The organism is Variovorax sp. SPNA7, from assembly GCF_033807855.1.
Classification (GTDB): Bacteria; Pseudomonadota; Gammaproteobacteria; order Burkholderiales; family Burkholderiaceae_C; genus Variovorax; species Variovorax beijingensis.
In genome coordinates, this window is record NZ_CP138514.1 from 554,530 (window position 1) to 578,999 (window position 24,470).

Consider the following 24,470-nt stretch of genomic DNA (forward strand, 5'->3'; position numbering starts at 1 on the left):
TCGGGATCAATGCGCGGAATCATCATCCACATGAAGGCCGCCTGCGCGCGGCCGCCTTTGCCACGCCATGAACCCGAGCCACCCTGTTCACGTTCTCTTTCTCTGCAACAGCAACGCGGCACGCAGCCTGATCGCGGAATCGCTGCTCGATCATCTCGGCAAGGGCCGCTTCCTCGCGTATTCCGCGGGCCATGCGCCCACGCCGGACGGGAAGCCCGATCCCCGGGCCATCGAAGCGTTGAAAGGTGCGGGCCTGCCGACCGATGGGCTGCGCAGCAAGAGCTGGGACGAATACGGCCTGGCCTCGGCGCCGCACATGGACCTGGTCGTCACGCTCTGCGACGAGGCCGCGGGCGAGACCTGCCCCGTCTGGCCCGGCCAGCCCGCCGCGGCGCACTGGTCGCATCCGGACCCCCGTGCCGAAGGCGGTGGCGACATCGACGTCTTCGTGAAGACGATGCACGCGATCCGCCGGCACGTGGAACTGCTGGTCAACCTGCCGGACGAGCGCATCGACCGCTTGGTGATCGAGTCCGAGGCGCGGCGCATCGGCACGCCTGCCGGCGGGGAGCCCGGCTCCCCCGCGCCGTAGATCAGGCACGCCGCCCTCACTTGGGAATCAGCACTTTGTCCACGACGTGGATGACCCCATTGGACTGGTAGACGTCGGCGGTGGTGATGTTTGCCATGCCTCCCTTGCCGTCGGTCAGCACGACCTTGCCGCTTCGCATCGTCGCCGTCAGCGGCTCTCCCTGCACCGTCTTGATGGTGGCCTGGCCCTTTCCATCCATGATCATGTGGCCGATCGCCGCGGCGTCCCACTTGCCGGGGACGACGTGGTAGGTGAGGACGGTGGTGAGCATGGCCTTGTTCTCGGGCTTGAGCAGGTTGTCGACCGTGCCTGCAGGCAGCGCCGAGAACGCGGAATTGGTGGGTGCGAACACGGTGAACGGTCCCGGGCCCTTGAGCGTCTCCACCAGGCCGGCCGCCTTCACCGCCGCGACCAGCGTCGTGTGGTCCTTGGAGTTGACGGCGTTGTCGATGATGTCCTTGGTGGCATACATGGGCGCACCGCCGACCATGACCTGGGCCTGAGCCACCGAGGCGGCACCGGCGAGCACGAGGGAGGAAAAAGCTGCAGCGCAAAGACGAGAGGCGAAGTGGGAAGACATGACAGAGCTCCTTGGGATGATGCCTGCCCGATGTTTGGCAGGTGTCATCTCTACGCTGTCCCCCGCGCGCCGGATGCGAGTCCGCCCAAGGCGAAGGGGCTTGAATCCAAGTGGGCGGCACCTGCGTACGGCGCGCCGCACGCGATCGCTGCCCTCTTGCCTCAAAGCGTCTTCTCGACCAGCGGCCCCGAGAACAACACCGGCCCCGTCGGACCGCGGTCGCCCGGCACGCCGCCCTTGGGCTCCAGACTGATGGCGAGCGCTGGCGCCTGCTGCAGACTGGCCGCGTCGGCTGGCAGCCGCATCCCCCGGGCGGACACATCCAGCACTCCCAGCGACTGCGGCGCGCGGCCCGGCGGCAGCGCCCACAGCTGCAGCGATCGGTCCGCTGCCACCTGATAGGTGCCCACGCGCTGCAGCGTGAGCTGGCGGCTGCGCGGGTCGAAGGTCACCAGCATCGATGGCGACGCGCCGGCGTCCGAAAGGATGGCGACGTATTGCACCGGCCTCGCGCCCCGCGCCTCGTTCCACCAGTGCGTGCCCACGACACCTGCAAGCAAGGTGGCGACCACGCCGGCCGCAGCCACACCACGCCAGAGCGCCAGGCTGCCCCACCATCTCTCTTCGGGCACAGGCGGCGCTGGCCGCGCCCCGGCGCGCTCTCGCTGGAGCTCGGCATCCACCAGGTTGCGGATGCGGAGCCACACGGCCTCCGGCGGCTCCACGGCGGGCGAAAGCTCCACGAGACTCGCCAGTCTCTCTCGCCATAGCAAGGCGCTGACGCGCACCGGCGCCTGCTCGCGCGCCAGGGATTCGAAGCGGCGCCGGGCGCCGGCACCGAGCGTTCCCAGGGTGTACGCGGCGGACAGCAGTGCCAGCAGGCGCGGGTTGGAGGCGATGTTCATGCGTGGCTCCCGGCGCTCATCCGGCGCGCTCCATGCAGACCCGGAGCTTGTCCAGCCCACGTCGGATCCATGTCTTGATCGTGCCCAGCGGCTGCGCCAGCTGCCGGGCCAACTCGGTGTGGCTGAGCTCGCGCAGGTACGCGAGCGACAGCGCCTCGCGCTGTGCCGGCGCGAGTTGCTGCAGGCACTGATGCAGCAACCAGGCCTGCTCGCTCGCATCGGCCAGCTCCTGCGGGCCGGGTTCTGCGGAAGGCAGTGCATCGGCTGCGTCCTCCTCGAACGCCTGGGTCTGGCCTGCCCCTGCCGCGCGGTGGCGCCGAAGCAGGTCGAGCGCGCGGCTGCGCACGATCAGCCCCATCCAGGCCATCGGAGGGCTGAGCGAGGCCCTGTACTCCGAGGCCGAGCGCCAGATCGTCAGGTAGGCCTCCTGCTGGACGTCTTCGGCCCACTCGGGCTTGCGGACGATCCGTAGCGCCAGCCCGTAGAAGCGGCCCGCCGTGCGCTGGTAGAGGTTGTGCAGCGCCTTCGGATCCCGCCCGGCAACACGGTCGAGCAAGGCGATGAGGTCGGCATCGGGATCGGGCAAGGCAGTCATTCGTGAATTGTGAAGTGGATACAGGCATCCCAGGAGTACGCGCGGAGCCTGTGCCCGGATTCGAAGCCATGTCCACGCGCCGAACCCGGAATTGAATCCGCCGGGCAAAGGCCTGCGTATCCCAGCGGAGCGCGCCGGTCACGCGTGGTCGAAGCCGCTCTGCCCTTGTCCTGCTCCGCATCGAAAGGATCCGCCATGCATGCTCTTACTGTCTCGGCTGTCATCGCCGCTGTATCGCTCGCGACCGGTTGTGCCGGCATCTCCGGCACCAGCAACACCATGGGTGCGAGCGCATCGCCCTTCTCGCAATCGGCCCTGCCGGGCGCGATCCAGGTCCCGGCCGGCCATCGGGTCGACATGGAGACCGTCGGTGCGGGCTCCATCACCTACGAATGTCGCGCCAAGGCGCAAGCAGGTGCCGGCCACGAATGGTTCTTTGTCGGGCCCGATGCGAAACTGAGCGCTCGAGGCGGCCAGGCAATGGGCCGCTACTTCGGGCCGCCGGCCACGTGGGAAGGCAAGGATGGTTCGCGAGTGACAGCCACACGGGTGGCGGTGGCACCGAACGGGACGGGCAACATCCCGCTGCAGCTGGTGCGCGCCAACCCGGCCACCGGCATGGGCGTCATGCAAGGCGTGAGCTTCATCCAGCGGGTGAACACGCGAGGCGGCATCACACCTGCCATGCCGTGCGCCGCAGCCAACGTGACCCAGAAGCAGGTCGTCCAGTACCAGGCGGACTACATCTTCTACAAGCCGGCGATGTGACTGCTGCCACCTGCCTGGGTGCAGCGTCATCCTTGGCGATCAGATTCCGGATGAACTGCCAGGCACATCGAAGCCGAGCTGCTTGTGGTGCTTGATCGCCAACAACCGGACCCCGCCCGCATCACCCGCATGGCCGTCGGACACGAGGTACAGGACCAGGTATTCATCCATCACGTATTCGCGCACCTCGGCATCGGAGCCCAAGGCCGACAGCTGCAACCCGATGCGCTCGAGAAGCCGCTTCGCCTCGACCGATTCGACGGCCCGGTTCAGGAAACGCCGGCCCATGCGAGGATGCCGCTGCAGGTTCGGAACAACGACATCGGTCAGCGCATCGAGCAGGCGCTCATAGCCTTGCGCAAAATCGTTGTCGAGCCAGAACGCCTCGATGCTTTCGAGGTTCGATGCAAAGTTGCGCGCGTACTGCACGCGCGCCAGCGGCGCCCCCTCTTCTTCTTCGCGGCCAGCCATTTCAGCCGGCAGTGCCGCCGGAACGCGCCTTGCGCTTCAGTTTCAGCTCCGCCAGGCCTTCCAGCGCATCCACCGTACGGCCGGCCTGCACATCTGCCAACCCCTGGTCGACCTCGTCCAGCAACAACAGGTGGATGCGTGCACGCTCCAGCCGGTGATAGTGGTCCAGCCGTTTGGCATCGATCACGGCCACGGCCGGTTCGCCGTTCTTCGTGATGATTTTTTCCGCGCCGTTCTGCACTTCCAGCACGAGCTCCGAAAGGTGGGTGCGCGCCGTTGAAAACGGAACAATGTCGCGAACCGAAATAGACATGCGAATCTCCGAGAGCTGAAAAGTGCTCGTTATTTTGCTCATTTTAGAGCGCTCTCAGCACTTGCAGGCTCAAGCAAATCAACGCGGCGTCTTTTCAGGCGCAGGAACGTGCCCGATCTGTTGAATATCGGTCATGCGCGGCAGGCAAGGCCGCCCCGCTCCGCCTCACCTCACACCACCGGCGGCAACCGGTCCAGCAGCTTGTCGAGCGTGATCGGATAGCTGCGCACCCGAACGCCCGTGGCGTTGTAGACGGCGTTGGCCACCGCGGCCGCGACGCCGCACATGCCCAGCTCCCCCACCCCCTTGGCCTTCATCGGCGAGGAGATCGGGTCCGTCTCGTCGAGGAAGACCACGTCCTGGTGGGGAATGTCGGCATGCACCGGCACCTCGTAGCCCGCGAGGTCGTGGTTGACGAAGAAGCCATGCCGCTTGTCGAGCGCGAGATCTTCCATCAGCGCCCCGCCGACGCCCATCGTCATGGCACCGATCACCTGGCTGCGCGCCGACTTGGGATTCAGGATGCGCCCCGCCGCGCACACCGCGAGCATGCGCCGCACGCGGATCTCGCCGGTGGCGGCATCGACGCCCACCTCCACGAAATGCGCGCCGAAGGTGGACTGCTGGTACTTCTTGTCGAGGTCGCCGTACTCGATGCCGTCCTCGGCCATCAAACCCTCCGCGCCCGCCGCTTCGGCCAGCGGCACCGCACGCTCGCCGGCGCGCACCATGCCGTCGGCAAATTCCACGTCAACCGCGCCGAAGCCCAGCTTGCTCGCCACGGCCTCGCGCAGCTTCATGCACGCCGCATAGACGCCCGAGGTCGAGTTGTTGGCGCCCCACTGCCCGCCCGAGCCGGCCGACACGGGATAGGCCGAGTCGCCCAGGCGCACGAGTACCCGGTCCAGCGGCACGCCCATCGTCTCGGCGGCGGTCTGCGCAATGATGGTGTACGTGCCGGTGCCGATGTCGGTCATGTCGGTTTCCACCGTGACCATGCCCCGGTTGTCCAGGCGCACGCGCGCGGCCGACTTCATCAGGAGGTTGTTGCGGAACGCCGCGGCCACGCCCATGCCCACGAGCCAGCGCCCGTCGCGCTGCTGTCCCGGGGCCGCATTGCGCCTGCTCCAGCCGAAGCGCTCGGCGCCCGTGCGCAGGCATTCGATCAGCCTGCGCTGGGAATACGGACGCTGCGGCTTCTCCGGGTCGACCTGCGTGTCGTTGCGCACGCGGAATTCGACCGGGTCGAGCGCGAGCTTCTCCGCCATCTCGTCCATCGCGATTTCCAGCGCCATCATGCCCGGCGCCTCGCCCGGCGCGCGCATGGCGTTGCCTTCGGGCAGGTCCAGCACGGCCAGCCGCGTGGTCGTCAGGCGGTTGGCACCGGCGTACAGCAGCCGGCTCTGGTTGACCGCGGTCTCCGGCTGTCCGCCCGGCAGGTCGCCGGACCAGCCTTCGTGCGCGATGGCGGTGATCTTGCCGTCCCTCGCGGCGCCGATGCGGATGCGCTGGATGGTGGCGGGGCGGTGCGTGGTGTTGTTCATCATCAAGGGCCGCTGCAAGGCCACCTTCACGGGCCGCTTGGCCGCCCGCGCGCCCAGCGCGGCCAGCACCGCATCGGCGCGCACGAACAGCTTGCCGCCGAAGCCGCCGCCGATGAAGGGCGAAACCAGGCGCACATTCGCCTTCGGGATGCCGAGCGTCTTGGCGACGTCGCCGACGCCCCAGGCGATCATCTGGTTCGAGGTCCAGATGGTGAGCTTGTCGCCCTGCCACTGCGCGATGGAGGCGTGCGGCTCCATCATCGCGTGTGATTCATCGGGCGTGGTGTAGGTGGCATCGAGCTGCACGGCGGCCGCGGCGAACGCGCCGGGGAAGTCGCCCGTCTTCGTTTGCGGCTCGCCGGAAAACGGATCGGCCTTGGGCATCTGCGCCGCATCCTTTTCGGCCGCCAGGTCGAAGCGGCCTGGCGCTCGCGTGTAGGCGATGCGCACCAGCTGCGCCGCGGCGCGCGCCTGCTCGAAGGTGTTGGCCACGACCAGCGCGACGGCCTGGTGGTAGTGGTCGATCTCGGGGCCGCCCAGCAGCTTGGCCGTATTGAAGTCGCCCTTGCCGAGCTTGCCGGCATTGCGCGCGGTAATGATGGCCAGCACGCCCGGCGCGGCGCGCGCGGCGCCCAGGTCCATCGAGGCGATGCGGCCTTTCGCGATGCCGGCGCCCACCACCCAGCCGTAGGCGGCGTCGGGCACCTCGGTGTGGCGTTCGTAGGCGTAGCGTGCGGTGCCGGTGGTCTTCATCGGGCCGTCGATGCGGTCGGTCGGCTTGCCGATGACCTTGAGCTGGTCGATCGGATTGGTGGTGGCGGGCGTGTCGAATTTCATGCTGCTCAGCTCCTTGCTTGCGCCAGTGCCGCGGCCAGCGCGCGCTCGGCCAACGGCAACTTGAATGCGTTCTCGTGCGTAGTCTGCGCGCCGGCCAGCAGCTGCGCGGCCACCGCCTTGGCGCCCTGCGGCATCGCCGCCTCCGCGGCCTCCACGCGCCACGGCTTGTGCGCCACGCCGCCCAGTGCGACGCGGCCCGAGCCGTCGCGCTGCACGACCGCCGCAACGGACACCAGCGCGAAGGCGTAGGAGGCGCGATCGCGCACCTTGCGATAGATCTGCGCGCCGCCGATCGGCTTGGGGAGCGTCACGCCGGTGATCAGCTCGTCACGCTCCAGCGCGGTCTCGATGTGCGGCGTGTTGCCGGGCAGGCGGTGAAAGTCGGCGATCGGGATCACGCGCGTGCGGCCGTCGGGGCGCACCGTCTCGACTGATGCGTCGAGCACGCGCATTGCCACGGCCATGTCGCTCGGATGGGTCGCGATGCAGGCCGTGCTCGTGCCGATCACCGCATGCTGTCGCGTGATGCCGCCGATGGCACTGCAGCCGCTGCCGGGCTGGCGCTTGTTGCAGGGCTGGTCGGTGTCGTAGAAGTAGGGGCAGCGCGTGCGCTGCAGCAGGTTGCCCGCCGTCGTGGCCTTGTTGCGCAACTGGCCGGAGGCGCCGGCCAGCAGCGCGCGCGACAGCACGCCGTAGTCGCGGCGCACGCGCTCGTCGGCCGCCAGGTCGGTGTTGCGCACCAGCGCGCCGATGCGCAGGCCGCCCTCGGGCGTCGGCTCGATCTTGTCCAGCGCCAGGCCGTTCACGTCGACCAGGTGCGTGGGCGCCTCGATCTGCAGCTTCATCAGGTCCAGCAGGTTGGTGCCGCCCGCAATGAACTTGGCGCCGGGGCTGCGCGCGACCGCCGCCGCGGCCTGCGCGGGCGACTGCGCTTTCTCGTAGGTGAACGGCTTCATGTGCGGCTCCCGGCCACCTCGGTGATGGCATCGACGATGTTGGAGTAGGCGCCGCAGCGGCAGATGTTGCCGCTCATGCGCTCGCGCAGCTCTTCGGCCGACAGCAGCGGGCGCGCGGTGAGATCGGCGCTCACGTGGCTCGGTACCCCGCGCTTGATTTCGTCGAGCACGGCCACCGCCGAGCAGATCTGGCCGGGCGTGCAATAGCCGCACTGGTAGCCGTCGTGCCTGACGAAGGCGGCCTGCAGCGGGTGCATGTTCTGCGGCGTGCCGAGGCCCTCGATGGTGGTGACCTGCCCGCCGTCATGCATGACCGCGAGCGTCAGGCAGGAATTGATCCGCCGGCCGTCGGCAATGACCGTGCAGGCGCCGCACTGGCCGTGGTCGCAGCCCTTCTTGGTGCCGCTCAGGTGCAGGTGCTCGCGCAGCGCATCGAGCAAGGTGGTGCGCGTGTCGAGCTCGAGCGAATGAGCCTGCCCGTTGACGTTCAGCGAGAGCTTCGCGCGGGGTCCTGCCGCTGCAGCTGCTTGCGGGGCCGCGGCTTCGGCTGGCGCCGAAGAAGAAACCGCCGCGGCGGTGGCGGTGGCGGCGCCGGCAATGAGTGCGTCGCGCCGAGAGATCAAGGGAATCGTGGGACTGTCCATGTCGGCTCCTGTCGTTCGAGGTTCGGGTGCATCGATCGGCCATCGTTTCTTTTCCTGATATCACGCGCCATCGGCGGTCGCAATAGGAGAACGGATGCCATGCACCTGCGAACAGTTTCATCGTGTCTTCGGCTCCCCATTTTTCCGGCGCCGCGCGGGGATTGATAGAGCATTGCGCTTGTTTTCTTGCCCAATCCGCTGAGGTCGAAACCTGCTGAGAACGGAAGTTCTATGCCGGGCTCGCCAGCGCGTGCGGGGGCGCCTCGGTGCCCCTGGCGGCCCCGCGCAGCACCTCGATGTCCCGCTTGGGCGGCGCACCGAACAGCCGGCTGTACTCGCGGCTGAACTGCGAGGGACTCTCGTAGCCGACCCTGAACGCCGCACCCGCTGCATCGAAGTGTTCGCTCAGCATCAAGCGCTTTGCTTCGTTCAACCGCAGCCATTTCTGGTACTGCAGCGGGCTCATCGCCGTGAGCTGGCGAAAGTGGTGATGGAAGGTGGGTGCACTCATCTGCACGCGCGCCGCGAGTTCGTCGATGCGAAGCGGCAAGGCGTAGTTCAGCTTCAGCCAGTCGATGGCCCTCGCGATCCGGTAGCCCTGCCCGTCCACCGAGGCGATCTGCCGCAGCCTCGCGGCCTGGTCGCTCATCAGCAGCCGGTAGTGGATCTCGCGCTGGATCAGCGGTGCGAGCACGGGAATGGCATGGGGCTCGTCCAGCAGTTCGAGCAGGCGCGCGAACGGCGCCAGGATCGCCGGCGTTGCCGCGCCGATGCCCACCCCCACGCCGACCGGGCGGTCGCGCGGCGGCGGCAGGCTGCCCTGGGCGATCAGCTCGGCCAATATGCGCACGTCGAGCTTCAAGACCAGCCCCAGGCAGGGATGCCCGGCGCTTGCCACCTTCACCTCCGAATTGGCGGGCACGTTCAGCGAGGTGACGAGGAACCGCGAGGTGTCGTAGGCATAGGCCTCGCCGCCCACCCACATCTGCTTGGCGCCCTGGGCAACGAGCACGATGCTCGGCTCGACCATGCAGACGACGGGCGGGGCGGGACATTCGCGCCTGAAGAAGCCCAGGCCGGCGATCGGTGTTTCGAAGTCGCCCGCGCCCGGCGTGCGCGCGCCAATGATCTGCGCCATCGCCTCCTGCGGCGGCCCGCCCTGAACCGACGTGCCGTGGTGTCTGGATGCCATGCTGCGTGGAGCCTCCGCGGAAGACTCTAACGCGCCAGCCGAACCTTCATCTCCAAAAGAGAGGCAAAGCCATAGGATCAGGCAAGAAATCGAGTGGAACGCGCAATCGATGGCCTGCGCATCCGTCGCGATCTCGCTCGAACAACTTGCAGTGCACTGCGGCAGGCGCTCAATCGAGCCGCAGCTTCGCCACCCGGGCCAGCGACTGCCAGGCCGCAAGGTCGCGCCGCACGGTGGCCGCGAACTGGTCGGCGTCCTTGATCGGCGGGCGCGGCATGTTCTGGGCGGCGAATTTCTGGATGATCTCGTCGGCCGCGAGAATCCGGTTGATCTCCTGGTTCAGGCGCAGCACCACCTCGCGCGGCGTGCCGGCCGGCGCGAAAACGCCATACCAGCCGTCCGCATCGAAGCGGTAGCCCTGCTCGGTCAGCGTGGGCACGTCGGGCAGCGCCGGCCCGCGCGCGGAGCCCGTGCAGCCCAGTGCCCGCAGCTTGCCGCTGCGGATGTGGGGCACCGGCGAAGCGATGTCGACGAAGCCCACGCCGATGCTGTTGCCCAGCAGATCGCTCAGCAGCGGCGAGACGCCCTTGTAGGGCACGTGCACCATGTCCATGCCGTACTGCGCCTTGAGGCCCTCCATCACCAGGTGGCCGGTCGATCCGCTGCCCCAGGAGCCATAGGCCAGCTTGCCGGGATTGGCCTTGGCATGGCGCACCAGGTCCGCGAGCGACCCGATGCCCGTGGCCGGGTTCGCCACCAGCAGGATGCCCGCGGCGCCGACCTGGGCGACGGGCAGCAGGTCCTTCTGCGCGTCATAGGGCATCTTCGGCTGGATGACCGGATTGATGGCAATGGCCGAGGACGGCGACAGCAGGATCGTGTAGCCGTCGTGCGGCGCCTTGGCGACCGCGTCGTTGCCGATCAGGCCGTTGGCGCCGGGCTTGTTGTCCACCACCACAGGCTGCCCGAGTGCCTGCTGCAGCGGCCCGGCCAGGAGGCGCGCGAAGATGTCCGAGCCAGCGCCTGCGGGGCCGGACACGACCATGCGGATGGGGCGTGCCGGCCAGCCGCCGGCTTCGCCGGCGCGCAGCGGCGCTTGCAGCGCGAGCAGGCCCGCGCCGGCCAGCAGGCGGCGGCGGGAAACGAGGGTGTCGATCATGCAGAGGTCTCCTTGTCTTTGTTCGAGGGTTCGCCCGCGCCCGCGCCGAGCCGCAGCACCTGCCCCGTCAGGAACTGCGCGCGCGCACCGGCCAGGTAGCCGAGCAGCGGCAGGCAGCTGTCCGGCGCGAGGCCGGGCGGCAGTTCCAGCGCGTTGACGCGCAGTCCATGCGCGCCCCATTCGGCGGCCAGTGTGGCCACCAGCATGCGGGCGGCTTCGGCATCGCCGGCCAGCTCCCAGGGGAGCTGCGCAGCAGGCCGCGGCAGCAGCAGCGTGAGGCTGGCCAGCACCGCATGGCGCGCGCGGAAGCAGCGGGCCGCGTCGAGCACGGCATCGAGCTGCGCGCCCGGCCGCGCATCGAAGGCACGGCCGTCGATGACAGCGGGGTAGCTGCTCTTGTTGTCCGCACGATCCGCATGCGAACGCACCCACGTGTCCAGCGCAGCTTGCCAGCCCGGCTCGCGCACCGACTCGCCGTGCGGCTGCAGCGGCGCCTCGAACGCAAGCGGCGCATGCGCGCATGGCGGCAATGGCTGGCTGCCGCCGCAGACGGAGGAGCCGCCATCGAGCACCAGCAACTGCCCGCTGAGCACGCGCGCATCCGCGCCGGCCAGGAAGCACAGCGCCTCGGCCATGTCCTCGGGCTCGGCCATCCGGCCCAGGGGAATCTTCGAGACCGCCTGCGCCGGGTCGAGCCGGCCGCCATCGATCAGGCGCTGCACGAGCTCGGTTCGCACGAAGCCCGGCGCGAGCGTGGTCACCGTCCAGTCGGGCCGGGCTCGCGCCAGCGCCCTGCCCTGCGCGATCAGCCCGGCCTTGCTCGGGCTGTAGAGGCCGCGCCACGGAATGGCGCGCAGCCCCGCGCCGGACGCCACGTTGACGACGCGCGCGCCCGGCCGAAGCCGCGGCGCGCAGGCCTGCACCATGCGGGCGGGCGCCGCCAGGTTGAGCGCCAGCAGGCGCGCGGCCGTGCCGTCGTCGGGGCCGGAGGTGGCTTCGGCGCCGCCAGCCGACAGGCCCGCGTTGTTGATGAGGGCATCGAGCGGCGGGATCTCCTGCCCCAGGCGCTCGATGCGGGCGGCATCGGTCAGGTCGGCCACCAGGCCGAGCGGCCGCTCGGCCTCGATGGGCCAGAGCGCTTCGAGGCGCTGCAGCGCCTGCGCATCGGCATCGACCAGCACGCAGCGCCAGCCGGCGCGCGCGAAGCCCAGCGCCGCGGCGCGGCCGATGCCGCCGCCGGCGCCGGTGAGCAGCACCGTGGCCATCAGGTGTCGCCCCGCACTGCGCGCAGCAGCGCATACACGGCGTCGTGCGGCGCCGCGGCGCCCACCGGCTGGCGCGCGCCGAACAAGGCGGTGTCGTCCTGCTTCAGCTCGGGCCGCGTGCGCTCCTCGATCCAGTCGTAGATCACGGTGCGCGCGGCCACGCGCCACTCGCCGCCGCGGCGCTCGAAGCGGTCCGCATAGCGGCCGCACAGGAAGGTCTCGCGCTCGGGCTGCGCGGCCGTGGCCTGCAGCGCGAAGAAGCTGCTTTCCACCGCGGCGGCGTCGCCGTGCAGTTCGATCAGCACGTTGCCGATCTGGTGGACGCGGCGGCCGCCCTGGCGCAGCTTTTCGAGCGCCTGCGCGATGAAGCCGGCGGCGCTGCCGTTCCAGGCGCCATGGCAGTCGGTGGCGTCTTCCCAGTAGGCCGAACGCAGGGCTTGCTCGTCGCAGCGGTCGATGCCGCGGCAGTAGCGCAGCAGGCAGTCGCGGATCGCCTCGCGGTCGAGCAAAGCCTGCAGCGCTGCCGGATCCGGCGCGGCACTCATGCGGCTGCAGGCGCCGCGCGCCGGAACAGCTGCACCAGGTTGCCCTCGGGATCGCGCAGCGACAGCACAGCACCATGGCTGCCCATGTCGCGCAGGCCCAGCACCTGCCCGCCGGCCGCGCCGATGCGTTCCGCGGCGCCGTCGAAGTCGTCCACCTCCAGCACCATCACCAGTCCGCTGGTGGCGGGCGCCGCCTCCTCGGCGCAGGCCAGCGCCACGTTGGTGCCGCCCACGCCGTACTGGATCCATCGGTCGCCATCGCGGAACTTCATCGGCAGGCCCAGCGCGCCTTTGTAGAAGGCATGCAGGCTGGCTGGCTGCTTCGCCACGACGAACACGTTCTGCACCCGCTTGGGCGGTTGAACGGCGGCGCTCACAGCGAGGTCTCCGAAGCACCGCCGTCCAGCCGCAGCACGTCCGCGTTGAAGAAGCGCGAGGCGTCGCCGGCCAGGAAGCAGATGGCGTCGGCGATGTCTTCCACCGTGCCCAGCCGCCCGAGCGGCGTGCGGCCGATGCGCCGCGCATCGAGCTCCGCATTGCGGTGCCTGGCGGTGCCTTCGGTGGGCACCGCGCCGGGCGCCACGGCGTTCACGCGGATGTTGCGCGCGCCCAGATCGGCGGCCGATGCGCGCGTGATGCCCAGCACGCCGGCCTTGATGCCGCTGTAGACGACCGAGCGCATCGGCGACTTGAAGGCCGCGATGGAGGCCACGTTGATGATCGAACCGCCGCGCTGCGCATCCATGGCCTCGGCCGCGGCCTGGATGCCCCAGATCACCGACTTGAAGCCGATCTCCACCATGCGGTCCATGACCTCCGGCGTGATCTCGGCCAGCGGCTGGTAGCGCACCCAGGCGGCGTTGTTGACCATCACATCCAGCCGGCCCGCATCGCGCGCGAACTGCGCCACGGCCTCGCGCATGCCGTCGCGCGTCGACACGTCGCAAGGCAGCCCGATGGCCTGGCCGCCGAGCGCGCGGATCTCGGCCACGGCCTCCTCTACGAACTCCGGCTTCAGGTCGTTGATGCCGACGGTGGCGCCCAGGCGCGCCATGGCGCGCGCGGTGGCGCGGCCGATGCCGTGGCCCGCGCCGCTGATGAAGGCCGTGCGGCCTGAAAGAGACATGTTCATTGCTTGCCTTTCATGGCGTGTTCCTCGGGCACCAGCAGCGCGTCGAGCGCATGCGCGCCACGGCCCTGTTCCAGCACCACCAGGGGGTTGATGTCGATCTCGGACACGCTGTCTGCATACCGCACCGCAAAGCGCGACAGCGCCACGATCGCCTTCGCGGCCGCCTGCACGTCGGCCTTGGGGCGTCCGCGCGCGCCGTCGAGCAGCGGGAAGGCCTTGAGCGACTGCAGCATCGCCGTGGCCTGCGCCTCGTCGACGGGCGCGGGCTGCAGCGCCACGTCCCTGAAGATCTCGGCAAAGATGCCGCCCAGGCCGACCATCACCATCGGGCCGAACACCGGGTCCTTCCTGGCGCCCAGGATCAGCTCGACGCCGCCCTGCACCATCTGCGCGACCAGCACGCCGGCGATGCGGGCGCCGGGCGCCTTCAGCGCGACGCGCGCCAGCAGCTGGTCGTATTCCTCGCGCAGCTGCGCTTCGGAACGCAGGCCGACGAACACGCCGCCGACCTCGGTCTTGTGCGCGATGTCGGGCGAGACGATCTTGAGCACCAGCGGAAAACCCATGTCGCGCGCGGCGGCGAGCGCCTCGTCAACGCTGCGCGCGACCGCCTCCCGCGGCACGGGCAGCCCCGCCTCGGCCAGCACCGCCTTGGCGCTGGCCTCGGTGGCGAAGGCCTCGGCGGCCAGCGGCACGCGCGCGATGGCCGGCGCAGCAGCCCGTTCGGCATCGCGCGCGCCGAAGCGCAGCAGCGCTGCCATCGTCGCGCAGGCCGCATCGATGCCCTCGACCACGGGAAAGCCCATCGCGTTGAGCCGCGCGCGCACGTCGTCGGGGGCTCGCGCGCACAGCAGGATCAGGCGCGCGGGATGGTCCTTGCGCACCTGCGCCAGCGCCTCCAGGAACACGTCGCGCAGACGCGGCACATGAAAGGCGTTGGCCGACTGCAGGATCAGCGCATCGCAGCTGTCGTCGCGCGCCACGGCATCGAGCATCCGGGCCAGCACCTCGGGCCGGCTCGACACCTGCGCCGTCATGTCCACGGGATTGGACGGCGCGGCGAAGGGCACGGCCGACAGGATGCGCTCCTGCGTCTGCGCCGCGAGCTTGGGCAGTTCCAGGCCCTGTGCGCTGGCCGCATCGGCCAGCAGCACGCCGAAGCCGCCGGAGGCCGTGAGCACCGCCACGCGGTGGCCGCCCGGCACGCGCGCCGGGCCGGCCACCGACAGCGCATGGCCGACCTCGAGCAGCAACTCGATGCTGGGCACGCGCAGCGCGCCGCCCTGGCGCAGCACGGCATCGAACACCGCGTCCGACCCGGCCAGCGCGCCGGTGTGCGAGGCCGCGGCCGCGCTGCCCGCCTCGGAGACGCCGACCTTGAGCACCACCAGCGGCTTGCCGGCCTCGCGCGCCATCGCCATGGCCTGCATCAGCTTGGCGCCGTCGCGGCAGGTTTCCATGCAGCACAGGATCACCGAGGTGCCGGGGTCGGCCGCCAGCGAGGCGATGGCATCGGCAATGTCCACGTCGCATTCGTTGCCCGTGGTCAGCATGCGGCTCACGCCCAGGCCGCGCTCGCCGGCCAGCCGCAAGGTGAAGCTGCCGAGGTTGCCGCTCTGCGAGACGATGCCGACCGAGCCCGCCGCGGGAAAGGACGATTCCAGCGCCACCGAGAAAGTGGCAATGCTCTTGTCGGGCACGCCGATCGCGCCCAGGCAGTTGGGGCCGACGATGCGCATGTCGCTGGCGCGCGCCACCTCGCCGATGCGCGCCTGCAGGCGGCTGCCCTCCTCGCCCATCTCGGAGAATCCTGCGGACAGGATGACCGCGGCCTTCACGCCGCGCTGCGCGCAGTCCTGCACCGCGTCGAGCACGCCCGCGGGCGGCACCGCGATCACCGCGAGCTCGGGCACCTCGGGCAGCTCCGCCAGGCTCGCATAAGCCTGCAGCGACTGCACCAGGCCGCCCTTGCGGTTGATCGGATAGATGCCGCCCGCATAGCCGTACTTCTGCAGAAACTGCAGCGGCCGCCCGCCGATCTTGCTGACGTCGTCGGAGGCGCCGAAGATCGCGATCGAGCGCGGCTTGAACAGCGCGTCGAGGCCGTGGCCCACTTGCGTTGCCTGCATCTCAACGACCTTTGTAGACAGGCGTGCGCTTTTCGAGGAAGGCCTTGCGGGCCTCCTGCGCATCCTCGGTCCTGGCCAGCGCCATGGTGATGTTCTGCTCGAAGCGGTAGCCGTCGCGCTGCGGCATCAGGTCCATCATGTTGGCCGCCTGCTTCGCATAGGCGACGGCGAGCGGCGCCTTCGAGGCGATCTCCTGCGCGATCTCCATGGCCAGCGGCATCAGCTGCTCGCCCGGCACCACCTCGTCGAGCACGCCGCGGCGGTACAGCTCGGCGGCGGGCACCTTCATGCCGGTGAAGAACATGCGGCGCGTGAACGAGCGGCCGAACAGGGTGCGCAGCATCGAGACGCCGCCGGCCAGGCCGACGTTGATCTCGGGCATGGCGAAGGTGGCGTCCTCGCTTGCCAGGAAGATGTCGCAGGCCGCCATGAGACCGAAGCCGGCGCCCAGCGCAGGGCCGTTGACGGCCGCGATCACGGGCTTGGCGCATTCGCGGATCGCATTGCCGGTCTCGCGCGTCCAGCGGTTGTGGTCGAGGAAGTCGCCGGCCTTCTCGGCATCGGGCCGGTCCTTGAGGTCCGCGCCGGAACAGAAGAACTTGCCCGTGCCCGTGAGGATCGCGACGCGCACGTCGGCGCGCTCGGAGACCTCGTCGAAGATCTCGATCAGGCGGCGGCGCGTGGCGCGGTCCAGCGCATTGACCGGCGGCTTGTCGAGCCGGACGACGGCGATGTATTCGGAAACTTCCAGTTCGATGCTCATCGCACACTCCCGGTCTGGTTGGAAAAAGAAACTTGCGGCGCGGGCTCGTGCGGTGCCAGCAGCCGCGCGGCATGCAGCAGCCGGTCGCCGTAGCGGAACTCGGAGGCGATCAGGCGCTGCGCCGTGCGGGTGGCCAGCACCTCCTCGCTCACGCCCATGCCGCCGTGCATCTGGATCGCCGATTCGGCACAGGCGCGCGCCGACTCGGCCAGCGACACCTTGGCCAGGCGCAGCGTGCGGCGCAGGTCGGGCGCGCCCTGCTCCCAGGCGTGGAAGCAGTGGATCACCAGGCCCTTGGCGCCCAGGTACTTCACGTACATGTCGGCCACGCGATGGCGCAGCACCTGGAAGCTCGCGAGCGCCACGCCGAACTGGCGCCGCTCCTTCAGGTGGAGCACGGTCTGGCGGATCAAGGTGGCCAGCGCCGCAACCGTGTCGGCGGCGGTCAGCAGCAAGGCGGCGTCGGTCGCCTTGGCGCGCGCCTCTCGCACCGCGGCGCCGCGTGCGATGCAGGCGCCCTCGGGCACCGCGAGCCGCTCCAGTGCGAAGTCGGCACCCAGCCGGCCTTCCATCGTCCGGTAGCGGGCCTGCGGCGCGCCGGTGCGCTCGGCATCGACCAGGAAAAGGGCATCGTCGCCATCGTCCAGCTGCGCGGGCACGAGGTAGTGCGTGGCGGGCAAGGTCAAGTCGACGCCCTGCACCGCGCCGCTCAGCGCATAGCCGATGTCCAGGTGCCGGGCCGTGATGGCAGGGTCCTCGGGCGTGGCGGACAGCGCGGTCATCGGCGCGATCCGCGCGCTGCCCTCGGCCACCGCCTCCAGCCAACGATGCGCTGTCTCGGCGCCGGCCGCCTGCAGCAGCAGCGGCACCACGGCGCAGGTCTCGACCACCGGCAGCTGCAGGCCGTGGGTGGCCAGCCCCTCGACGATGGAAGCGAGGTCATGGAGGCTGCCGCCGACGCCGCCGGCCTCCTCGGGCACGAGGGTGGCAGTCCAGCCCAGCTCGCGCACGGGGTCGCCCTGGATCTGCTGCGCGATGTGGTCCTCGGCAAAGCGGCTGGCTGCGTCCAGCAGCATGCCGGGAAAGAGCGATGGAAAAGAAGAAGTGGACATGGCTCAGGCTCCCAGCAGTTCGTTGGCGACCACGTTGCGCTGCACCTCGGAGGTACCGCCGGCGATGGTGCGGGCGCGCGTGAACATGTAGTTCTGGATCCAGGTGGCATCGGGCACGTCTTCCCCGGCATCGGCGAGGAAGCGGTGCGCCGCGTCGGGGCCGACCGCATCGAGGGCGATGGTCGTCAGGCGCTGCGCCACGTCGGCGCAGGTCATCTTGATGACCGATGGCTGCACGCCCAGCGGGCGCTGGTGGATCAGGTCGTCGGTGGCCTCGGCCATCATCACGCGGGCGCCTTTCACGTCGGCCTCGCACAGCAGCAGCTTGTGGTGCAGGCCGCTGAAGTCGCGCCGGCCCGCGGCGGCCCGGCTCGCATCCTCGACCAGCCGCGTGACCTGCCGGCGCATGAGCTCCAGCCGCGCCACGTTGGCCGGTGGCAGGCGCTCGCGCTCGAGCAGGAACTTGGCGCAGGTCCAGCCCTTGCCGATCTCGCCGAGCAGGTTGTCGGCGCGCACGCGCACCTCGTCGAAGAAGACTTCGTTCAGGTGGTGCCAGCCGTCGATGGTCTTGATCGGGCGCACGGTGATGCCCGGCGTGTCCATGGGCACCAGCAGCAGCGAGATGCCCTCCTGCTTCTTCGCTTCCTTCGAAGTGCGCACCAGCATGTAGATCATGCTGGCCTCGTGGGCATGCGAGGTCCAGATCTTCTGGCCGTTGACGACCCACGCGTCGCCCTCCAGCCGCGCACTGGTGGACAGCGAGGCCAGGTCGGACCCCGAGCCGGGCTCCGAATAGCCCTGGCACCACCAGTCGGAGCCGTCGAGGATGCGCGGCAGGAAGCGGGCCTTCTGCTCCGGCGTGCCGAAGCGGATGATCACCGGGCCGATGTGGCCCAGGCCGTGGTGATAGAGCGGCGGGCAGTCGTTCTCGGCCATCACTTCCTCGAAGATCAGGCGCTGGCGGATGTCCCATCCGGTGCCGCCCGCTTCGCGCGGCCAGCTCGGCGCACCCCAGCCGCGGGCGTTCAGGATCTGCTGCCAGGCCTGGTATTCGCGCTTGGTGATCTTCTGGCCGGCCGCGACGACGGCGCGGATCTCGGGCGGGCAGGCTTCGCGCGCGAACGCTTCGAGTTCGCGCCGGAAGCCGGCGTAGTCGATGGACATCTTGTCTCCTGTTGGAAATTGGAAAAGGGCTCAGCCCTTGCGCAGCTGCGTGATCAGTTCGTCCAGCGCTGCGGCGGCGCCCTCGGGGTTGCGCTGGCGCAGGTTGTGCGCCACCTTGCGGCGCAACGGAAAGAGATCGGGCCGCGGACGCACCGAAAGCACATGCGTCATGCGCTCGCGCAGCACGCTGGTCATGGTCTGCGCCATCAGCGTCAGCGCCTCGTTGTGGCCGGCGGCCGCAATCGACGAGAAGAAGGCGCTCGCGGAGGCGATGCGCTCCTTGAGCGGTGCGTCGTCGGGATGCGCCTCGATGGCGTCGGCGGCCTCGCGCACTGCGTCCAGCTCGGCCTCGGTGGCGCGCTCGCTCGCCAGGCGCAGCAAGGTGCCGTAGAGCGTGCGGTAGGCCTCGTCGATGTCGGCGTCTCCGAGCCGGCCCTCCACGACCAGCTTGCGCAGCGACTCGGCCAGCATCATGTAGGCGCCCTTGTAGAACACCAGCGCCTGGTCGGGCACGCCGGCGCTCAGGTGCCGGACCTCGCCGATGAAGATGGTGTGGTCGCCGGCCTCGTGGGCGGCATGTGTGCGGCATTCGAAGCTGGCCAGGCAGTCGTCGATCAGCGGCATGCCGAGCCGGCCGGCGCGCCAGGCCACGCCGTCGAACTTGTGCTCGATCCTGCTCGATGCGAAGCGGCCCGACAGTGCGTCCTGGTGCTGCGAGAGGATGTTGATGACGAAGCCCTCCGCGGCCTGGAAGGTCGGCAGCAGGCGGCTGGCATTGCGCAGGCTGAACAGCACGAGCGGCGGATCGAGCGACACCGAGCTGAACGAATTGCAGGTCAGGCCCGCCGGCTGGCCGTCCGGCGTGCAGGTGGTGATGACGGCCACGCCGGTCGGAAAGCATCCGAGCAGCTGGCGCAGTTGCGCGGGCTCGATGGCGGGGCGGATCCCTTCGGCGGCTTCGGACATGGCGTTTCCTCGCGCTCGGCCTCAGGCCGCGGCAAGCTCGGGCCGAACCGCGGGCCGGTGCGGCGGATCGTTGGCGATCTCCTGCTGCACGGCGGGGATGATGACCTTGCCCCAGGTCTCGAGCTGGCGCAGCATCGTCTTGTGGTCGAAATCGCCCATCTGCGTCTGGAAGCAGTAGTGCACCGGCTTGAGCGTGCGGATCTCGTTGACCACGCGCTCGATCACCGTGTCGACGCTGCCCACGGGCAGCAGCGCGCGCATCTCGTCCAGGCTCGGCTCGCCCTCGACGATGCCTTCCTCGACCTGGTAGTCGTCGGCGATCTGCGCGGTGCGGCGCTTCAGGCTCACGGCGATGCGGCGCTGGTAGCGCGCGCACTCCAGGTAGCGTTCGACCTCGTCTTTGTCGTTGCTGGCATAGGCCGCGCGCAGCAGGCCGACCTGCACGCCGGCCGGGTCCTTGCCCTCGGCCGCGGCCACCTTGTCGATCAGCGCGCGGGTGCCGGCCAGCTTCTCCAGGCCGCCGTCGCCGCCCGAGACGAACACATGGTGGCCGGACTTCACGGCACGCGACAGGAAAGCCGGGTCGACGCTGGTGATCCACATCGGCGGCGTGGGACGCTGCACCGCGCGCTGGCTGATCGCGCTCATCGGCTGGCGGTAGTACTCGCCCTCGTAGCTGAACTTGGGCTGCGTGAGGCCGGCCTCGAGCATGTCGAGCATCTCGAAGGTGCGGCCCTTGGCGGATTCCAGCGAGACGCCGAAGCGCTCGAACTCGAAGTGCTGGTAGCCCGAGCCGATACCCAGGTTGAGGCGGCCGTCGGACAGCTGGTCGACCATCGCCACGTCCGCGATCAGGCGCGCCGGCGTGTACAGCGGCGCGACCACGATGCCGGTGCCCAGCCGGATGTTGCGGGTGACCGCGGCGCAGTGCGCGATCATGGTCAGCGGCGAGGAGCACATGCCGTAGTTGCTGAAGTGGTGCTCGGCGTACCATGCGGCACCAAAACCCAGTTCGTCCGCCAGGCGAGTCTGCTCGACGGCGTCGCGCAGGATCTGGTGGGAGGTTTTGTGCTTGTTCCGCTGCTGCATCAGAATGAAGATTCCGAAATCCATCGCTGTGACTCCTGGTTGGCTGGTTTTGATCGAGGTCCATCGTAGGAACCCGGGGCCCTTGCAGATCACCAGCGAACGCACACCTTCTTTGCGTCTTTCGAAATGAAGGCCCTCGATTCGCTGCGCATCTTCGTGGCCACCCAGAAGAAGGGCAGCCTCTCGGCCGCGGCCCGCAGCCTCAGCCTGTCGCCGGCCACCATCTCGCGGCGCATCAGCGCGCTGGAGGAAGAGCTGGGCGTGCAGCTGGTGGACCGCACCAGCCGCAACCTCAAGGTGACCGAAGCGGGCCAGGCCTTCCTGGAGCGGGCCGAGGCGGTGCTGGAACTCATGAGCGAGGCCGAGCAGGTGGTGCACAACGCGCGGCAGCGCCCCGAGGGCCGGCTGCGCGTGCATTCGCGCACCCACATCGGCCTGCGCGTGCTGGCGCCGCTGCTGCCGCGCTTCGCGGAGCTGTATCCGGACATCCGCGTCGAGCTCGAGCTCTCCGAGCATCCGGTCAACCTGGTGGAGCACGACTTCGACGTCGACATCCGCACCGGCGAGTCCACCGATTCAGGCTTCGTCATCAAGCGGCTGCTGTCGAGCGACGAGGTGCTGGTGGCCAGCCCGGCCTTCCTGAAGACCTATTCGCGCATCCGGCATCCGAGCGACCTGCCCCAGGTGCGCTGCCTCACCTACCGGCGCGAGCGCGAGGTCATCACCTGGAAGTACATCGACGAAGCGGGCGAGCAGCAGGAGCTGGTGATCCAGGGCGTGCTGAGCGCCAACAACGGCGAACTGCTGCGGCTGGCCGCAATCGGCGGCATGGGCGTGGCGCTGCTGTCGGAAGCCACCGTGCGCGGCGATCTGCAGGCCGGCACGCTGGTGCGGCTTTTGCCCGACTACCGCTTTGCGGTGCGGGCTTTTTCCAACGGCGTCTTCGCCGTGTTCCGGCAAAGCCGCGTGCTGCCGCTGAAGGTGCGCGCCTTCGTCGACTATGTGGCTGATGCGCTTCGGAGCGAGAAGCGCTAGCAACCGTCGAAGCGATCGGGCAGGCGCCCCGGCGCAGGCAGCCCTTCGATCCGGAACAGCCCGCCATCGTGCGCCTTGCTCCCTTCCAGCCGCGCGCTGCGCGAAATGCTGGTCAGGTAGATGCAGTCCAGGCGCGGCCCGCCGAAGCAGATGCTGGTCGGATAGCTCGCGGGCAGATCGATCAGGCGCTCCAGCCTGCCGTCTGGCGCGTAGCGCGCAAGCCTGGCGGCGCGGGTCAGCACGGTCCAGACGAAGCCCTCCGCATCGACCGTTGCGCCATCGGGGCCTGAATCGAAGTCGTGCGTCCTCACGAACACGCGCTTGTGGCGCAGCGGGCCGTCGGGGTCGTAGTCCCAGGCCCAGATGGTGCGTTCCAGGCTGTCGGCCAGGTACAGCACGCGGCCGTCGGGGCTGAAGCAGGGTCCGTTGGCAAAACCGATGTCGTCGGCCAGCCGCTCCACGCGGCGGTCGGTGCGCAGACGGTAGAGCCCTCCGATGACCGGCTCGCCGGGCTGGCGGTCGATGTGCATGGTGCCGGCCAGAAAATTGCCGGCCGCGTCGCACTTGCCGTCATTGAAACGGACCTTCGGATGGTCCACCGGGACGCAGGCCAGCGGCTCCAGCGTGCGCGTGGCGAAGTCGTAGCGCGCGAAGCTGTTGCGCAGTGCGACCACCACGGCCGCGCCGCGGCAGGGCGCAATCGAGCCCACGGGTGTCGGCAGCTCGTGCCGCTCGGGCTGCCCGGCTCCGGCCTGCAGCCGCCAGAGCGTGCCGCCCAGCGCGTCGATCCAGCTCAGCGCCTGCCCGTCGGCATCCCAGCAAGGGCTCTCGCCCAGCTGGTCCCGGGTCGTTCCGATTCGGGTGATCTGCACGGTCATCGGGCAAGTGTGCAGGGCCGGGCTGCGCGCTGCCGGCGCATCCCGCAAAGCTGCTTTTCATTTCATGCAGCGCAGCGCCAAGGGCGGCCACCTAGACTGGCCCCAGAGCCCGATTCCGGGCCGGAACAGGAGACAAGAATGAGCTACCGCAAACTCGTGATCGGGCTGGCGCTGGGTGCCTGCGCACTCGCCGCCCCGGCACTCGCCCAGCAGGTGACCCGCATCGTCGTGCCCTTTGCCGCCGGCGGCGGCACCGACCAGTACTGCCGCATCCTGGCCCAGGAGCTCAACAAGCAGGGCCTGAACGTCATCATCGAGAACAAGCCCGGCGCGAGCGGCATCCTCGCTGCCGACTATGTGGCGCGCGCCAAGCCCGACGGGCAGACGGTGCTCGTGTCCTCGCTGGGCACGCTCGCGAACAACAGCGTGCTCTACGACAAGCTGCCCTACGACCCCGCGAAGGACTTTGCCGCCGTCACGCAGATCGCCTACCAGCCCGCCATCGTCGTCGGGCGCACCGACCTGCCCTACAAGAACATCAAGGAAATGGTGGCCTATGCCAAACAGAACCCCGGCAAGATCAACCGCGGCTCGCCGGGCGCGGCCATCCTGACCAACCTCGCGCCCATCGCCTTCGAGAAGGAACAGGGCTTCAGCACGCTGCACATTCCCTTCAACGGCGATGCGCCAGCCGTGCAGGCCCTGTTGAGCAACCAGATCGACATCCATGGCACCTCCATCACGGGATCTCTGTCCCATGTGAAATCGGGCAAGCTGCGCGTGCTGGGCGTGATGGATTCGAAGCGCCTGCCGCAGGTGCCCGAGGCGCCCACCTTCAAGGAACAGGGCTTCGACATGGAAGCCACGCTCTGGTATTCGCTCTCGGTGCCCGCCGGCACGCCGCGGCCCGCGATCGAGCGCCTGAACAAGGCCGTCAACCAGGTGATCGCCGACCCCGACTTCGTGGCGCGCGCCCGCGCCATCGGCATGGAGCCGCGCGGCGGCACGCCCGAGGACCTCGACAAGTTCATCAAGGCCGAGGCGGACCGCTGGCTTCCCGTCTTGCGCGGGCTGAACCTGCCCAAGCAGTCGCACTGAAGGCGCCGTCCAAGAGGAAGGATTTTTTGTAGTTACAAAATAACCCTTGCACAGGGTTTAATCGTTACTACAATAAAATCAATGTTCACGGTGATCGAAACTCCGACGTTCCAACGCCTCGCTGCGGATATCTGGAACGAGGAAGAACGCCTGGAATTCGTATCCTTCATCGCCGAGAACACCGAAGCGGGCGACGTGATCCCGGGCACCGGCGGGCTGCGCAAGGTGCGTTGGTCGCGCCCCGGCATGGGCAAGCGCGGCGGCGCCCGTGTGATTTATTTCAACCGCAACGAGCAGGACGATCTGGTGCTGCTGTTGGTCTACGTGAAGGCCAAGTTCGACAACATCCCCGCCGCGACCCTGCTGAAATTGAAGGAGGCCATCGATGCCGAAGATTGACAAGGAAATGGCGCAATTCGAGAAGGACCTGCTCCAGTCCATCGGAGAAATGAAGCGTGGCGCGCATGCGGCCGTGCACACGCCCGCGCAGATCGAGGCGCGCAAGCGTGGCCGGCCTGCTGGCAGTGTGAAGGCCGACGCCAAGGTGTCGACCACCATCCGGCTGGATGCAGTTGTTCTGGAGGCATTGAAAGCGGCCGGGCCCGGTTGGCAGACGCGCGCGAATGACGCGCTGCGCGATGTGTTCGTGGCGAAGGCGACCCCCGGCACTCGTCCAAGACGCTCGCACAGAGCGCCAGAGCGAAGCTGATCACTCCTCTTCAACAAGTCGTCTGGAGA

General features: G+C 69.2%; 27 protein-coding genes. 6 read left to right on the plus strand and 21 right to left on the minus strand.

Features of this window, described 5'->3' with window-relative positions; all coding sequences use genetic code 11:
* The first annotated feature begins 67 nt into the window (after positions 1-67).
* A complete protein-coding gene (locus RZE77_RS30295) occupies positions 68-592 on the plus strand; it encodes an arsenate reductase ArsC (protein ID WP_319443387.1) in 525 nt (174 codons plus the stop codon).
* Positions 593-608: 16 nt separating this feature from the next.
* Here the strand turns inward: RZE77_RS30295 and RZE77_RS30300 are convergent, their stop codons facing one another.
* The 3 genes from RZE77_RS30300 to RZE77_RS30310 form a co-directional block, all read right to left on the minus strand.
* Positions 609-1,172: a fasciclin domain-containing protein gene (locus RZE77_RS30300; protein WP_319443388.1), complete on the minus strand. Its 564-nt coding sequence runs from the start codon at positions 1,170-1,172 to the stop codon at positions 609-611.
* 161 nt (positions 1,173-1,333) lie between these two features.
* Positions 1,334-2,077 (minus strand): anti-sigma factor, encoded by a 744-nt coding sequence (locus tag RZE77_RS30305; RefSeq protein WP_319443389.1) that lies wholly within the window; start codon positions 2,075-2,077, stop codon positions 1,334-1,336.
* Between the two features lie 16 nt (positions 2,078-2,093).
* Positions 2,094-2,672 (minus strand): sigma-70 family RNA polymerase sigma factor, encoded by a 579-nt coding sequence (locus RZE77_RS30310; protein ID WP_319443390.1) that lies wholly within the window; start codon positions 2,670-2,672, stop codon positions 2,094-2,096.
* 195 nt (positions 2,673-2,867) lie between these two features.
* Between RZE77_RS30310 and RZE77_RS30315 the strand changes: the two genes are divergently transcribed.
* A complete protein-coding gene (locus RZE77_RS30315; protein ID WP_319443391.1) occupies positions 2,868-3,440 on the plus strand; it encodes a DUF3455 domain-containing protein in 573 nt (190 codons plus the stop codon).
* A 39-nt stretch (positions 3,441-3,479) separates the two neighbouring features.
* On the opposite strand, the gene RZE77_RS30320 is transcribed toward RZE77_RS30315, so the two are convergent.
* The 17 genes from RZE77_RS30320 to RZE77_RS30400 form a co-directional block, all read right to left on the minus strand.
* Positions 3,480-3,911 (minus strand): hypothetical protein, encoded by a 432-nt coding sequence (locus tag RZE77_RS30320; protein ID WP_319443392.1) that lies wholly within the window; start codon positions 3,909-3,911, stop codon positions 3,480-3,482.
* Between the two features lies 1 nt (position 3,912).
* Positions 3,913-4,224 carry a type II toxin-antitoxin system Phd/YefM family antitoxin gene (locus RZE77_RS30325; RefSeq protein ID WP_319443393.1) on the minus strand — a complete coding sequence of 104 codons (312 nt, stop codon included), beginning with the start codon at positions 4,222-4,224 and terminating at the stop codon, positions 3,913-3,915.
* A 170-nt stretch (positions 4,225-4,394) separates the two neighbouring features.
* Positions 4,395-6,605 carry an aldehyde oxidoreductase molybdenum-binding subunit PaoC gene (paoC, locus tag RZE77_RS30330; protein ID WP_319443394.1) on the minus strand — a complete coding sequence of 737 codons (2,211 nt, stop codon included), beginning with the start codon at positions 6,603-6,605 and terminating at the stop codon, positions 4,395-4,397.
* Between the two features lie 5 nt (positions 6,606-6,610).
* Positions 6,611-7,561: an FAD binding domain-containing protein gene (locus tag RZE77_RS30335; RefSeq protein ID WP_319443395.1), complete on the minus strand. Its 951-nt coding sequence runs from the start codon at positions 7,559-7,561 to the stop codon at positions 6,611-6,613.
* Positions 7,558-8,205, minus strand: coding sequence for an aldehyde dehydrogenase iron-sulfur subunit PaoA (paoA, locus tag RZE77_RS30340; RefSeq protein WP_319443396.1), 648 nt, complete (start codon positions 8,203-8,205; stop codon positions 7,558-7,560). Before paoA ends, RZE77_RS30335 begins: the two co-directional genes overlap by 4 nt.
* A gap of 229 nt (positions 8,206-8,434) precedes the next feature.
* On the minus strand, positions 8,435-9,397 hold the full coding sequence (locus tag RZE77_RS30345) for an AraC family transcriptional regulator (protein ID WP_319443397.1): 963 nt from the start codon (positions 9,395-9,397) through the stop codon (positions 8,435-8,437).
* Positions 9,398-9,566: 169 nt separating this feature from the next.
* Positions 9,567-10,556: a Bug family tripartite tricarboxylate transporter substrate binding protein gene (locus RZE77_RS30350; protein ID WP_319443398.1), complete on the minus strand. Its 990-nt coding sequence runs from the start codon at positions 10,554-10,556 to the stop codon at positions 9,567-9,569.
* Positions 10,553-11,821, minus strand: coding sequence for an SDR family oxidoreductase (locus tag RZE77_RS30355; protein ID WP_319443399.1), 1,269 nt, complete (start codon positions 11,819-11,821; stop codon positions 10,553-10,555). Before RZE77_RS30355 ends, RZE77_RS30350 begins: the two co-directional genes overlap by 4 nt.
* Positions 11,821-12,366, minus strand: coding sequence for a nuclear transport factor 2 family protein (locus tag RZE77_RS30360; protein WP_319443400.1), 546 nt, complete (start codon positions 12,364-12,366; stop codon positions 11,821-11,823). Before RZE77_RS30360 ends, RZE77_RS30355 begins: the two co-directional genes overlap by 1 nt.
* A complete protein-coding gene (locus RZE77_RS30365; RefSeq protein ID WP_319443401.1) occupies positions 12,363-12,743 on the minus strand; it encodes a VOC family protein in 381 nt (126 codons plus the stop codon). The genes RZE77_RS30360 and RZE77_RS30365 overlap by 4 nt, the downstream gene beginning before the upstream one ends.
* Positions 12,740-13,498 (minus strand): SDR family NAD(P)-dependent oxidoreductase, encoded by a 759-nt coding sequence (locus RZE77_RS30370; RefSeq protein ID WP_319443402.1) that lies wholly within the window; start codon positions 13,496-13,498, stop codon positions 12,740-12,742. Before RZE77_RS30370 ends, RZE77_RS30365 begins: the two co-directional genes overlap by 4 nt.
* Positions 13,495-15,627 carry an acetate--CoA ligase family protein gene (locus tag RZE77_RS30375; RefSeq protein WP_319443403.1) on the minus strand — a complete coding sequence of 711 codons (2,133 nt, stop codon included), beginning with the start codon at positions 15,625-15,627 and terminating at the stop codon, positions 13,495-13,497. Before RZE77_RS30375 ends, RZE77_RS30370 begins: the two co-directional genes overlap by 4 nt.
* Position 15,628: 1 nt before the next feature.
* Positions 15,629-16,390 carry an enoyl-CoA hydratase/isomerase family protein gene (locus tag RZE77_RS30380; RefSeq protein WP_319443404.1) on the minus strand — a complete coding sequence of 254 codons (762 nt, stop codon included), beginning with the start codon at positions 16,388-16,390 and terminating at the stop codon, positions 15,629-15,631.
* Entirely contained in the window at positions 16,387-17,502 is a 1,116-nt protein-coding gene (locus tag RZE77_RS30385; RefSeq protein WP_319443405.1) for an acyl-CoA dehydrogenase family protein, read from the minus strand. Before RZE77_RS30385 ends, RZE77_RS30380 begins: the two co-directional genes overlap by 4 nt.
* Positions 17,503-17,505: 3 nt before the next feature.
* Positions 17,506-18,666 carry an acyl-CoA dehydrogenase family protein gene (locus tag RZE77_RS30390; protein WP_319443406.1) on the minus strand — a complete coding sequence of 387 codons (1,161 nt, stop codon included), beginning with the start codon at positions 18,664-18,666 and terminating at the stop codon, positions 17,506-17,508.
* Between the two features lie 30 nt (positions 18,667-18,696).
* On the minus strand, positions 18,697-19,632 hold the full coding sequence (locus RZE77_RS30395) for a flavin reductase (protein WP_319443407.1): 936 nt from the start codon (positions 19,630-19,632) through the stop codon (positions 18,697-18,699).
* 21 nt (positions 19,633-19,653) lie between these two features.
* On the minus strand, positions 19,654-20,745 hold the full coding sequence (locus RZE77_RS30400; RefSeq protein WP_319443408.1) for an LLM class flavin-dependent oxidoreductase: 1,092 nt from the start codon (positions 20,743-20,745) through the stop codon (positions 19,654-19,656).
* Between the two features lie 102 nt (positions 20,746-20,847).
* Here RZE77_RS30400 and RZE77_RS30405 point away from each other — a divergent pair, with 102 nt between their 5' ends.
* Positions 20,848-21,756 carry a LysR family transcriptional regulator gene (locus RZE77_RS30405; RefSeq protein ID WP_319443409.1) on the plus strand — a complete coding sequence of 303 codons (909 nt, stop codon included), beginning with the start codon at positions 20,848-20,850 and terminating at the stop codon, positions 21,754-21,756.
* Here the strand turns inward: RZE77_RS30405 and RZE77_RS30410 are convergent.
* Positions 21,753-22,634: an SMP-30/gluconolactonase/LRE family protein gene (locus tag RZE77_RS30410; RefSeq protein ID WP_319443410.1), complete on the minus strand. Its 882-nt coding sequence runs from the start codon at positions 22,632-22,634 to the stop codon at positions 21,753-21,755. The genes RZE77_RS30405 and RZE77_RS30410 overlap by 4 nt on opposite strands.
* A gap of 138 nt (positions 22,635-22,772) precedes the next feature.
* Here RZE77_RS30410 and RZE77_RS30415 point away from each other — a divergent pair, with 138 nt between their 5' ends.
* From RZE77_RS30415 to RZE77_RS30425, 3 genes are all read left to right on the plus strand, one after another.
* Positions 22,773-23,732, plus strand: a complete 960-nt coding sequence (locus RZE77_RS30415) for a Bug family tripartite tricarboxylate transporter substrate binding protein (RefSeq protein ID WP_319443411.1) — start codon at positions 22,773-22,775, stop codon at positions 23,730-23,732.
* A gap of 81 nt (positions 23,733-23,813) precedes the next feature.
* Positions 23,814-24,131: a transcriptional regulator gene (locus RZE77_RS30420; RefSeq protein ID WP_319433572.1), complete on the plus strand. Its 318-nt coding sequence runs from the start codon at positions 23,814-23,816 to the stop codon at positions 24,129-24,131.
* Positions 24,118-24,441, plus strand: coding sequence for a BrnA antitoxin family protein (locus RZE77_RS30425; protein WP_319443412.1), 324 nt, complete (start codon positions 24,118-24,120; stop codon positions 24,439-24,441). Before RZE77_RS30420 ends, RZE77_RS30425 begins: the two co-directional genes overlap by 14 nt.
* The last annotated feature ends 29 nt before the right edge of the window (positions 24,442-24,470 follow it).